Raw genomic sequence first — 12,160 nt, forward strand, 5'->3', positions numbered from 1 at the left:
CCTGAGTGGAAGTCGGCCGGCTGGATTATTTCGCCTTCAATTCAGAGACAACAACCTGCGCGGAGGAGTCATTCCGAGGTGGACGATTTCCCGTTGCGGATGTCGCGGCTCCATTTCACCGCCGCCAGGATCACCTTGATCCCCACCCCGACAACGATGAGATTGAGCACCATCTGGACGCTGACCACGGCACGGGAGGTATCGACGGCAGCGGTGATGTCACCGAAGCCCACGGTCGCGAAGACCGAGAGGGTGAAGTAGAGCGAACTCATCAGGGACAGCGGCTCGTTGAACTGGTCGGGGTTGTTGTCCGACAACATGAAGTAGCCGAGTGAAAAGGCCAGTAGGTAGATCGGCACGATGATCGCCAGGGCTTCGATGGCGTGCACGGCCGGGTAGGGCGATCTCAGTATCTTGCCGACCTGCCAGATCGCGGTCGCTGTTGCGACGGCCAGGAAGCCGACGACGATCGCCAGAGCCGTCCAGTCGCTGAACCTGTCCCAGGGAAACACGAAGTAGGCGACGAGATAGACCACCACGGTGATCACCGATCGCACCAGCGCCCACACGAGCAGCGTTGTCGGCCATTCGGGTTTGGTGGCCTCGTGCGTACCGCCTTCACCAGTGGCCACCCCGTGTGTGCCCGGCCCGCCTGTGTCCGACTCGTCTGTGGCTGGCATGGCATGACCCCTGTCGCGTGAAGTCGTCCTGAGTTTGTTGTGACCAGCGTGCCTGGGATGATCGATTTACGATGGAAAACTTTCTGATTCCGCAGTCCAGCAGCAACACGCCGCTGGGGCTCTACATCCACGTGCCGTTCTGTGCCACGCGGTGCGGGTACTGCGACTTCAACACCTATACGCCCGGCGAGCTGGGCAGTGCCTCGTCGCCGGACCAGTGGATGACCGCACTCGACGGGGAACTGGCGATGGCTGCCCGGCAGCTGACCCCGGTGCGGCCGGTCTCGACGATCTTTGTCGGCGGCGGTACGCCGTCGTTGCTCGGTGCCGAGGGGCTGGGGCAGGTGCTGACGTCGGTGCGGAAGTACTTCGACATCGCAGACGGCGCCGAGATCACCACCGAGTCCAATCCGGAGTCGACATCACCGGAGTTCTTTGCCGGCATCGTGGGAGCCGGCTTCAATCGGGTCTCACTCGGAATGCAATCCGCCGCAAGCCATGTGCTCGCCGTCCTCGACCGCACCCATACCCCCGGCCGGGCGGTGACCGCGGCGTTGGAAGCGCGCGCCGCCGGGATCGAGCACGTCAACCTCGACCTGATCTACGGCACGCCGGGTGAGCGCGATGAGGACCTGGCGCTGTCGTTGGACGCCGTCCTCGAGGCAGGCGTCGATCACGTCTCTGCCTACGCGCTCATCGTCGAGGACGGCACGGCACTGGCCCGGCGGATCCGGCGGGGAGATCTGCCTGCCCCCGACGATGATGTGCTGGCCGCTCGCTACGAGATGATCGACGCCCGGCTCACCGCGGCGGGGATGCGGTGGTACGAGGTGTCGAACTGGGCGCGACCCGATGTTCCCGGCGCCGAGTGCCGTCACAACCTCGGCTATTGGGACAGTGCGGACTGGTGGGGCGCCGGGCCCGGGGCCCATTCACACGTGGCCGGGGTCCGATGGTGGAACCACAAGCATCCGGCCAGGTACGCGGCCGCGGTGGCCGCCGGCGACCTGCCCGTGGCCGGAAGTGAAGAACTCACCGCCGAGGATCGGCACACCGAAACGGTGATGCTGACCGTTCGGCGATCGAGCGGGCTGCCGTGGGACGAACTGGACGCCGGTGAGCAGGCGCGGGCCCGTCAGAGCATTGCCGATGGACTCACCGAATTGGTCGGCGATGACCTGGTTCTGACCAACCGTGGTCGGCTGCTGGCGGACGGCGTCGTCCGAAACCTTTTGGCGGGGTAGGCAGATCGTTCGTGCTGTCGATGTTCTCCGGGTTCGCCGACGCTGCCGAGAGGTGGTCGAGATCGAGGAGCCGGGCATGGATGACGTTCCGGTTCCGCAGCGCCGACCGCACCGCCCGGTGTAATCCGTCCTCGAGGTAGATCTCGCCGTGCCATTGCACGGCGTGGGCGAACAGGTCGCCGTAGAAGGTCGAATCCTCGGACAACAGCTTGTCCAGCGCGAGCACGGTGGTGACGGTGGTCAGCTGATCGAGCCGGAGCTGCCGCGGTGGGATCTTGGCCCAGTCGCGGATCGAGAGCTGATGGTCCGGATAAGGTTTGCCGTCGCGGACGCCCTTGAAAATCACCGGTTCACCGTAACCGGTATCTCTCGCCGTAGACTGGTCAAACGCCGTGAGGGCGACAACGTCCCTCACCGAACACGCAATCGCCATCGTGAGGGCTGGAGGTGACCGCTCGTGTCGAGCACAGACGACCGTCGTTTCGAAGTTCTACGCGCCATAGTTACCGACTACGTCGCCACGCAGGAACCGATCGGATCCAAGGCGCTGGTAGACCGCCACCACCTCGGGGTGTCGAGTGCCACCGTCCGAAACGACATGGCGGTACTCGAGGCCGAGGGTTACATCACGCAACCGCACACGAGTTCGGGGCGAGTGCCCACGGACAAGGGCTATCGGTTGTTCGTCGACCGGATCAGTGAGGTCAAACCGATCTCCAAGGTCGAGCGCCGCGCGATCCTGAGCTTCCTCGATTCCGGCGTCGACCTCGACGACGTGCTGCGGCGTTCGGTGCAGTTGCTGGCGCAGCTGACCCGTCAGGTCGCGGTGATCCAGTATCCGGTGCTCTCGTCGTCTGCGGTCCGCCATCTCGAGGTGGTCGCGCTGACCCCGTCGCGGTTGTTGCTGGTGGTGATCACCGACACCGGGCGTGTGGAGCAGCGCATCGTCGATCTCGGTGAGGACCTGGGCGACCATGAGATCACCCAGCTGCGGGACATGTTCTCCGCGGCCCTGAACGGACAACGACTCGAGGTCGCCTCCCACGCGGTGGCCGAGCTCGCCAACCAGGCGCCCGACGGTCTTCGTCAGCCCTTCATCCGGGTTGCCACGGTGCTCGTGGAGACCCTGGTGGAACGGTCCGCCGACCGACTGGTGCTCGGTGGTACATCGAACCTGACCCGCGCCGCCGCCGACTTCGCCCCGATGGCAGGGGCGATGGGTTCGGTGCTCGAGGCACTGGAGGAGCAGGTGGTGGTTCTCAAGTTGCTGGCCGCCACCCAGAACACCGGAACGGTGACGGTTCAGATCGGCGAAGAGACCCGCGAGGAGAACCTGCGGGGTACGGCGGTGGTTTCGACCGGGTACGGTGCCTCGGGAACAGTCTTCGGTGGGCTCGGCGTGCTGGGCCCCACCCGGATGGACTATCCGGGAACCATTGCCTCGGTCGCAGCCGTTGCCAGATATGTCGGTGAGGTTCTCGCCGACCGATGATGTGCGATGAAGCACATCGACCAACGAACAGAGATTATCCGGACACCAACTGGGTGAACTTCCGGAACTGAAGAGAGAACGGATAACGCATCGCCGTGGCACGTGATTACTACGGGATTCTGGGCGTCGAACGGGGCGCCACTGATCAGGAGATCAAGCGCGCGTACCGCAAATTGGCACGCGAGCTGCACCCCGACGTCAATCCCGACGAGTCCGCCCAAGCCCGATTCCAGGACATTTCGGCAGCCTATGAGGTGCTGACCGATCCGGAGAAGCGCCGCATCGTCGACGCCGGCGGAGACCCGCTGGCCTCGGCCGGGGCCGGTGGCTACGGTGGCTTCGGCAACGGAGGTTTCAGCGGCGGCCTCGGCGACGTGTTCGAGGCGTTCTTCGGCAACGCCGGTGGCGGGTCGGGACGCGGGCCACGCGGCCGGGTGCAGGCCGGGTCGGATGCACTGCTGCGGATGAAGCTCGACCTCGACGAGTGCGCGGCCGGTGTCAGCAAAGAGGTCAACGTCGACACCGCGGTGCTGTGTGACGTGTGCACCGGCTCGGGCACCAATGGTGACAGCAAGCCGGTCACCTGTGCGACCTGCCAGGGTGCCGGCGAGATCCAGTCGGTTCAGCGCTCGTTCCTCGGTCAGGTCATGACTTCGCGACCATGCCCGACCTGCAACGGTGCCGGCGAGACCATTCCGGATCCCTGCCACAAGTGTGGCGGCGACGGACGTGTCCGGGCCCGGCGCAAGCTGACGGTGAAGATCCCGGCCGGTGTCGGCGACGGTATGCGCGTGCGGCTGGTCGGCCAGGGCGAGGTCGGACCCGGTGGTGGACCTGCCGGTGACCTGTACGTCGAGGTCGTCGAGATTCCGCACAGTGTGTTCGTCCGCGACGGCGACGATCTGCACTGCACCGTGCGCGTGCCGATGGTCGATGCGGCCCTGGGAGGCGAAGTGGAGATCGACACGGTCCTGGGTGGCTCCACCAAGGTGATCATCGAACCGGGCACGCAGCCCGGTCAGGTCTCGAAGGTTCGCGGCCAGGGCATGCCCCATCTGCACACCGGCGTCCGCGGCGCACTGCACGTACATCTCGATGTCGTGGTGCCCACGCGCCTCGACGCGCAGCAGACCGCGAAACTCAAGGAATACCGGAAGCTCACGGACAACGATCAGATCGAGCTCGTGAACAGCGAGTCGTCCAACACCGGCGGTCTGTTCTCACGCCTGCGCAACGCATTCGCCGGGCGCTGACACCGCAGCGATGAGCCCACCGCTGTTCTGGGTCGACCACGTGCCGGACGCCGGCAACGACGCCCGGCTCGACGGGGACGAAGGGCGGCATGCCGTCACCGTCACCAGAGTTGTTGTCGGCGAACGGATCATCCTCGGCGACGGCGCCGGTCGGACCGGCTTGTGCGAGGTGACCGCCACCGAGGGCAAGTCGGTTCTGTGTGCCCGGGTCCTCGAATCCGTTGCCACCCCGTCACCTGTTCCGCGGGTGACGGTGGTGCAGGCGCTACCCAAATCCGAACGGTCCGAACTCGCCGTCGACCTCGCCACCGAGGCCGGGGCCGACGCGATCGTGCCCTGGCAGAGTGCCCGGTGCGTCGCCAAGTGGGTCGGGCCGAAGGCGGACAAGGGCGTGGCCAAGTGGCGTTCGGCAGCAATGGCTGCCGCCAAGCAGAGTCGTCGCGCGCACATTCCGGACATCGCGCCGCTCGCGCGCACCAGCGACGTGCGAACGATGGCCTCCGACGTGGTCGTCCGCGGGGGAGTGGTTGCGGTACTCCATGAATCGGCGACCACCAGCCTGCGTTCGCTGGATCTCGATGTTCCGGAGATCATGCTCGTAGTGGGTCCCGAAGGCGGACTCGATGATTCCGAGATCGACGATCTGACCGCCGTGGGCGCCACCGCGGTGATGCTCGGCCCCGAGGTGTTGCGCACATCGAGTGCGGCCGCGGTCGCACTCGGTGCGATCGGCGCGCTCACCCCGCGGTGGGAGGTGCGTCCCCGGTGGTGACCGCCGTCAAACGTGTGAAAGTTGCTTACGGTGAACGTAATTCGCAGTTCGGTCACGTCTACCTGCCGAAGGTTGCAGGAGCCGGACCCGTTCCGGTGATCGTGCTCGTCCATGGCGGTTTCTGGAGTACCGAGTTCGCTCTGACCATCGAGACCGCGATCGCGCGCGACCTGGCGGCCCGGGGCGCAGTGGTCTGGAACATCGAATATCGCCGCGTCGGCGAGGACGGCGGCGGCTGGCCCCGCACGGGCAACGACGTGGTCGCGGCGATCTCCGCCCTCGATGCGCCGGTCCGCTACGCACTGCCCGAGGAGATCTTGAGCCGGGTCGACTGGTCGAAGGTCAGCGTCATCGGGCACTCGGCGGGCGGGCAACTGGCCGTCTGGGCGACCGCGCGGCTCGGCGCCCGGACCGAGAAGTCGGCCATCTCCACGGTCATCGCCCAGGCCGCACCGCTGGACCTGCAGGCCCGCGAACGCACGTCCCGGCCGTCCCTGCGGGCGCTGATGGACGGGTCGATCACGGAGGTCCCGGACCGGTACGCCGACGCCTCACCGGTGGACCAGCCGGTCTTCTCGGCACACGTGGTGGCCATCCACGGAACCGAGGACACCGCCGTCCCGATCGAGGTCAGCCGCGACTACGTTCGTCGCGCCGGTGCGGCCGGCCAATCGGCCGAACTGATCGAAGTCGCAGGTGAGGGGCACGACGTCTTCGTCGATCCGCGGAGCCGGGGCCATCGCGAGACGGTCCGGGTACTCGGGATATGAGGGTCTTGGCAACGTCCGAAATATTGATGTGAGTCGCGGCGTTTCATGGACGTAGAATCAAAGGACCGACAAATCTGGCAGAGCAGGAGAAATACTTTTCGTGAGTGATGACAACAGCGCGACCCGGGCGCGAAGCAGCGCGGCCGGAAGCAAGGCGCCTGGCGCGGTGATCTCGACAATCGAAGTGTCGCCCGATGTCATCTTCGGACTGCTCGGTGCCGGTGACCAGAACCTCAAAGAACTCGAATCGCATCTCGCCGCCGACATCCATGTGCGGGGCAACGCCGTCACCCTGACCGGCATCTCCGCCGACATCGCGCTCGCCGAGCGGGTGCTCTCGGAGCTGGTGTCGGTGGTTCGCCGCGGCACCCAGCTGAACCCTGACCTGGTGCGGCACAGCGTGCGGATGCTGACCGACGGGTCCGGGCAGTCGCCCGCCGAGGTGCTCAGCCTCGACATCATCTCGCGGCGTGGCAAGACGATCCGCCCGAAGACGCTCAATCAGAAGCACTACGTCGACGCCATCGACAAGAACACGATCGTGTTCGGGATGGGGCCTGCCGGTACCGGCAAGACGTACCTGGCGATGGCCAAGGCCGTGCAGTCGCTGCAGAACAAAGAGGTCAGTCGGATCATCCTGACCCGGCCCGCGGTCGAGGCCGGGGAGCGGCTGGGATTCCTGCCCGGCACCCTGCACGAGAAGATCGACCCGTATCTGCGCCCGTTGCACGACGCGTTGCACGACATGATGGACCCCGAGGCCATTCCCAAGTTGATGGAAGCCGGCGTCATCGAGGTCGCGCCGCTGGCGTACATGCGTGGCCGCACCCTCAATGACGCGTTCATCATTCTCGACGAGGCCCAGAACACCACGGCCGAGCAGATGAAGATGTTCCTGACCCGCCTCGGATTCGGATCCAAGATCGTGGTGACCGGTGATACGACGCAGGTCGACCTCCCCAGCGGCGGTTCCGAGAGCGGATTGCGTGCCGCGGCCCGCATCCTCGAAGGCATCGACGACATCCACTTCTCGCAGCTGACCAGCGCCGACGTGGTCCGGCACCGCCTGGTCTCCGACATCGTCGACGCGTACGGACGCGCCGAGGCCGCCAACGAATTGCACGGAAACCGCGCCCAGCGCCGCGCCGGGAACGGACGACACCGATGAAGGACCCGGCTTTGAGTTTGTCAGCTGAGACGAGGAGACGGCGTTGAGTATCGAGGTGGCCAACGAGTCCGGTATCGAGGTACCGGAAGAAATGCTGATCGACGTTGCGACGTTCGCGCTCGGCCGCATGGACGTCCACCCGGCAGCGGAGCTGTCGATGGTGCTGGTGGACAACGAGACGATGGCAGAACTGCACATGCGGTGGATGGACCTGCCCGGTCCCACCGACGTGATGAGTTTTCCGATGGACGAACTCAGTCCGGGCGGACGTCCCGATACCGCCGGGCCCGGTCCGTCGATGCTCGGCGACATCGTGCTCTGCCCCGAGTTCGCTGCCGAGCAGGCCGCCACCGCGCGGCACTCCACCGACCACGAGTTGTCGGTGCTCACCGTGCACGGCGTGCTGCATCTCCTCGGGTTCGATCATGCCGAGCCGGAGGAAGAAAAAGTGATGTTCGGACTCCAGGGTCAGATCATCGAGGAGTGGTACGACGACCGCCGGTCGCGTGCGCGGGCCGCCCGCGTTGCCGAGCGCGACGCAAAGCTGTTGAACAACATCGGGTTCGGAGACGACAAACCGGCCGGGGAGAGCTGATCACCGGTGCTTTCTGACTTGTTGCCGCTACTCGCTGCGGTGGCGCTGGTGCCCATAGGCGGCCTTTTTGCCGCTGTCGACAATGCTCTGATGACGGTGTCCCCGGCCCGGGTGGACGACCTGGTGAAGGACGGCAGGCCCGGCGCGCTGCGGTTGCGGAACGTGCTGGCCGCCCGGCCGAAGTACATGGCGTTGACCGTGCTGCTGCGTATCACGGCCGAGACCGCCGCCACGGTGGCTGCGGCCGTTTTCGCGATGGACAAACTCGGAACCGCGTGGGGTGTGGTGGTCGCCATCGCAGGTATGGCGGTGATCAATTACGTGGTGGTCGGTGTCGGACCGCGGACCCTCGGCGCGCAGCACGCCTATTCGATCGCGGTCAACTCCGCGGCCGTGCTGCAGGCCATCGGTGTACTCCTGACCCCGCTGACCAGACTTCTCATCACGCTCGGTAACGCGATCACGCCCGGTAAGGGCTTCCGTAACGGACCGTTCGCGACCGAGGTCGAATTGCGCGAAGTGGTCGACATGGCCGAACTCACCGGTGTGGTCGCCGCCGGGGAACGCAAGATGATCCAGTCGGTCTTCGACCTCGGTGACACCAGTGCTCGCGAGGTGATGGTCCCGCGCGGCGAGATGGTGTGGATCGAATCCACCAAATCTGCCGCACAGGCGATTTCGCTGGCCGTGCGTTCGGGTCATTCCCGCCTGCCGGTCATCGGTGAGAACCCGGACGACGTACTCGGCGTGGTGTATCTCAAAGACCTTGTCCAGCGACTGCTTCCGCCGGCTCAGCCGTCCGCGGTCGAGGTCGGGGAGTTGATGCGTCCGCCGGAGTTCATCCCCGATTCCAAGCCCCTCGACAAGGTGCTCGCCGACATGCAGCGCAGCCACAATCACATGGCGGTACTCGTCGACGAATACGGCGGCGTCGCCGGTCTGCTGACCATCGAGGATGTGCTCGAAGAGATCGTCGGTGAGATCAACGACGAATACGACAGCGACGAGGTACCGCCCATCGAGCCGCTCGACGACGGCTCCGGCGGCTACCGGGTGTCGTCACGGCTGCCCGTCCAAGATCTCGCGGAACTACTCGATGTCGAGATCGATGAGGACGACGTCGAAACCGTCGGTGGTCTGTTCGGGCTCGTGCTCGGCCGGGTGCCGCTGCCCGGCGCAACTGTCGAATTGCACGGTCTGCGCTTGGTTGCCGAAGGCGGGCCCAACCGGCAAGGTCGCGTTCGCATCGTCTCGGTCGTGGTCCACAGGATCCCCGAGAAAGAGCTCGAAAAGAAGAAGAAGCGGAAGAAGAAGCGGGACACCGCACCTGATTCCGAGGAGTCCGGCGCGAACGAGATCGAGCGCGACGACGATTCGACGGAGATCGCAGAAGATTCCGATCGGCACGAGGAGGCCTCATGACATCCGACGCGGTGGTGCCCGGTTCGCCGCTCGATGCCGAAGACGACAAGCTGCTGACCCTGGCCCGCGGAGCGATGGCCCGGACCGGGGCCACCTCCGGGGCCGCGGTCCGCGACGCCGACGGGCGAACCTACGCCGCCGGGCCGGTCGACCTTGCCGCACTACAACTCTCGGCATTGCAGGTGGCCGTCGCGATGGCGATCGCCAGCGGTGCAGAGGGACTCGAGGCGGGGCTGCTTGTCGGCGGTCCCGCGACCACCGGGAACCGTGCAGACACGGACCCGGGTTTGGCGGCGCTGACTGAGGTGAGCTCGTCGGCGTACGCGATCGTCGCGGATGCACAAGGCGGGAACCCGCGTCGATTGGATCAACAGTGATGGATCAGTCCGAAGACTTCCGTTCCGGCTTCGTGTGTTTTGTGGGCAGGCCCAACACCGGCAAGTCGACATTGACCAACGCCCTGGTGGGCGAGAAGATCGCGATCACCTCCAGCCGCCCACAGACCACCCGCCACACCATCCGCGGCATCGTCAATCGTGACGACACCCAGCTGATCCTGGTGGACACCCCCGGTCTGCACCGCCCGCGGACGCTGCTCGGCAAACGCCTCAACGATCTGGTGCGCGACACCTACTCCGAAGTCGACGCGATCGGCTTCTGCGTCCCGGCCGACGAGAAGATCGGACCCGGCGACCGGTGGATCGCACAGCAACTCAAGGAGATGGCACCCAAGACGCCGGTGGTGGGTCTGGTCACCAAGATCGACAAGGTCAAGCCCGAACGCGTTGCGCAGCAACTGATGGCGCTCTCGGAGCTCCTCGGACCCGACAGCGAGATCGTTCCGATCTCGGCGACCAAGGGCAAACAACTCGACGTGCTCGTCGACGTCCTTCGTGGATTGATGCAGCCGGGTCCGGCGTTCTATCCCGACGGTGAACTCACCGACGAACCGGAGACCGTCCTGATGGCCGAGTTCATCAGGGAAGCGGCACTCGAAGGCGTCCACGACGAACTGCCGCACTCCCTGGCCGTGGTGATCGAGGAGATCATCGAACGTGAACGCCGCGACGACCAGATCCCGATGGTCGACGTGCACGCGATTCTCTACGTCGAGCGGGACAGCCAAAAAGGCATCATCATCGGCAAACAGGGTGCCCGGCTCAAAGACGTCGGCACGGTGGCCCGGAAGCAGATCGAGAAGCTGCTCGGCGCCAAGGTCTACCTCGATCTCCACGTGAAGGTGGCCAAGGACTGGCAGCGCGATCCCAAACAGTTGGGCCGCTTGGGCTTCTGACCGCATCGCCGATTCGCGGGCACGATCTGGTGCGGGCAGGGTTGAATTGGCGGTATGACGGAGCCCGGACAGCCGGAAGGCAAACACGAACTTCCGCCAGGGGTACTCGACCCCAGTCTTGCGGCGGAGTTGCGGTCGTGGAAGCTGTGGACCTTTCCGGTAGCTGTGGTGGTGCTGGTGATGGGCCTGCTGGGCTTCATGTACATGGCGCCGGTGGTCAATCCGGAAAAGTATCTCGACGATTTTCCGATCGTGGTGGTCGACGCCGACGCCGGGGCCCTGCAACCCGGAACCACCGATGACATGCAATATCTGGGCAAAGAGGTGATCGACGGCCTCAAGGCCGGGGTCGATGAGCAGTATCCGGGCAAGTTCGACCTGCAGGTGGTCGACCGCCAGACCGCGCTCGATCGGCTCGACAACGCGCAGGCCTACGGCGCGATACTCGTACCCGCCGACTTCAGTGCGGCCAGTTTTGCGTTTCTCGGTTCGGCGATCGGTGATACCGAGGTCCCACCGCCGGTGATCGAGGTGTTGACGAACCCGGGTGCGGGCGCGTTCACCGTCCAGATCGCCACGCTGTTCTTCGATCGGGCGATGGAACAGGTGAACACCCAGTTCGGCGACCGGCTCACGGCCGCGCTCGTCCAGCAGACCGAGGCCGCCGGCCTCAAGGTCACCGGCGCCGGTCTGACCGCCATCAGCAAGCCGATCGACATCAAGGCCTCGGAGGCAAACCCGTTGCCGGACTCTGCCGGCAGAGGGCTGACCGCCTTCTATCTGGGGTTGCTACTGATCCTGGCCGGGTTCACCGGATCGATGATCGTCCACACCATCGTCGACAGCCGGCTCGGCTTCGCGCCACTCGAGATCGGTCCGATCTATCTGATGCGCGCACGATTACCGTCCTCGCGGTTGGGGACGATGGTGATCAAGTGGTGGGCGATGTTCCTTGTCGCGATCGTCGTCTCGGGGCTCTACGTACTGATCTGCGAATGGGTGGGCATGTACACACCCAACAAGATGGCCCTGTGGATGTTCGGGGTCCTGGTGATCACCGGCATCGGCGTGGTCGCCAATGCGATCCTGGCGATCTTCGGCAACGCCGGCCTGATCGTCAACCTGATCTACTTCGTCATCCTCGGCATACCCTCCTCCGGAGGCACGGTGCCGTTGGAGGCGGTGCCCGGGTTCGTCCGCGATTTTGCCGTGATCGAGCCGTTGCACCAGGCGTTCATGGGATTGCGGTCGATCCTGTACTTCGATGCCAATGTCGACGCCGGCCTGTTCGACGCCGTGGTCATGTTCGTGATCTTCACCCTCGTCGGACTGATCATCGGGCCGATCGCCTGCATCTTGTATGACCGCAAGGGTCTGATCCGTCGTCCACCGGAGCCGGTCGACCACCCGGGCGTCCACGAAGCGGTGTGATCGGGAAATCCGGGGCAGGCATGTCGCGGTGCGCTTGGT

At 65.3% G+C, this 12,160-nt stretch carries 13 protein-coding genes; 11 read left to right on the top strand and 2 right to left on the bottom strand.

Features of this window, described 5'->3' with window-relative positions; genetic code table 11:
- Window positions 1–68 precede the first annotated feature (68 nt).
- On the bottom strand, window positions 69–632 hold the full coding sequence (locus AC51GR_RS05900) for an ion channel (RefSeq protein WP_496323668.1): 564 nt from the start codon (window positions 630–632) through the stop codon (window positions 69–71).
- A gap of 119 nt (window positions 633–751) precedes the next feature.
- On the opposite strand from AC51GR_RS05900, the gene hemW reads away from it, so the two are divergent.
- Window positions 752–1,924, top strand: coding sequence for a radical SAM family heme chaperone HemW (hemW, locus tag AC51GR_RS05905; RefSeq protein ID WP_496323669.1), 1,173 nt, complete (start codon window positions 752–754; stop codon window positions 1,922–1,924).
- Here the strand turns inward: hemW and AC51GR_RS05910 are convergent.
- On the bottom strand, window positions 1,836–2,270 hold the full coding sequence (locus AC51GR_RS05910) for a type II toxin-antitoxin system VapB family antitoxin (protein ID WP_496323670.1): 435 nt from the start codon (window positions 2,268–2,270) through the stop codon (window positions 1,836–1,838). The genes hemW and AC51GR_RS05910 overlap by 89 nt on opposite strands.
- Window positions 2,271–2,381: 111 nt before the next feature.
- Here AC51GR_RS05910 and hrcA point away from each other — a divergent pair, with 111 nt between their 5' ends.
- From hrcA to AC51GR_RS05960, 10 genes are all read left to right on the top strand, one after another.
- A complete protein-coding gene (gene hrcA, locus AC51GR_RS05915) occupies window positions 2,382–3,416 on the top strand; it encodes a heat-inducible transcriptional repressor HrcA (protein WP_496323671.1) in 1,035 nt (344 codons plus the stop codon).
- Between the two features lie 95 nt (window positions 3,417–3,511).
- Window positions 3,512–4,669: a molecular chaperone DnaJ gene (dnaJ, locus tag AC51GR_RS05920; RefSeq protein ID WP_496323672.1), complete on the top strand. Its 1,158-nt coding sequence runs from the start codon at window positions 3,512–3,514 to the stop codon at window positions 4,667–4,669.
- A gap of 10 nt (window positions 4,670–4,679) precedes the next feature.
- The gene (locus AC51GR_RS05925; protein ID WP_496323673.1) at window positions 4,680–5,441 is read left to right on the top strand and encodes a 16S rRNA (uracil(1498)-N(3))-methyltransferase; all 762 of its coding nucleotides are present in this window, start codon (window positions 4,680–4,682) and stop codon (window positions 5,439–5,441) included.
- Window positions 5,435–6,211 carry an alpha/beta hydrolase family protein gene (locus AC51GR_RS05930; protein WP_496323674.1) on the top strand — a complete coding sequence of 259 codons (777 nt, stop codon included), beginning with the start codon at window positions 5,435–5,437 and terminating at the stop codon, window positions 6,209–6,211. Before AC51GR_RS05925 ends, AC51GR_RS05930 begins: the two co-directional genes overlap by 7 nt.
- Before the next feature lie 100 nt (window positions 6,212–6,311).
- Window positions 6,312–7,379 (top strand): PhoH family protein, encoded by a 1,068-nt coding sequence (locus AC51GR_RS05935; protein WP_496323675.1) that lies wholly within the window; start codon window positions 6,312–6,314, stop codon window positions 7,377–7,379.
- 43 nt (window positions 7,380–7,422) lie between these two features.
- Complete coding sequence (gene ybeY, locus AC51GR_RS05940) at window positions 7,423–7,974, top strand: rRNA maturation RNase YbeY (RefSeq protein ID WP_496323676.1); 552 nt, start codon at window positions 7,423–7,425, stop codon at window positions 7,972–7,974.
- Window positions 7,975–7,980: 6 nt separating this feature from the next.
- Window positions 7,981–9,396, top strand: a complete 1,416-nt coding sequence (locus tag AC51GR_RS05945) for a hemolysin family protein (RefSeq protein WP_496323677.1) — start codon at window positions 7,981–7,983, stop codon at window positions 9,394–9,396.
- Window positions 9,393–9,773 (top strand): cytidine deaminase-like protein, encoded by a 381-nt coding sequence (locus AC51GR_RS05950; RefSeq protein ID WP_496323678.1) that lies wholly within the window; start codon window positions 9,393–9,395, stop codon window positions 9,771–9,773. The genes AC51GR_RS05945 and AC51GR_RS05950 overlap by 4 nt, the downstream gene beginning before the upstream one ends.
- On the top strand, window positions 9,773–10,690 hold the full coding sequence (gene era / locus AC51GR_RS05955) for a GTPase Era (RefSeq protein WP_496323679.1): 918 nt from the start codon (window positions 9,773–9,775) through the stop codon (window positions 10,688–10,690). Before AC51GR_RS05950 ends, era begins: the two co-directional genes overlap by 1 nt.
- A gap of 54 nt (window positions 10,691–10,744) precedes the next feature.
- On the top strand, window positions 10,745–12,121 hold the full coding sequence (locus AC51GR_RS05960; protein WP_496323680.1) for a YhgE/Pip domain-containing protein: 1,377 nt from the start codon (window positions 10,745–10,747) through the stop codon (window positions 12,119–12,121).
- Window positions 12,122–12,160: the final 39 nt, after the last annotated feature.

This window comes from Williamsia sp. z71, from assembly GCF_059553375.1.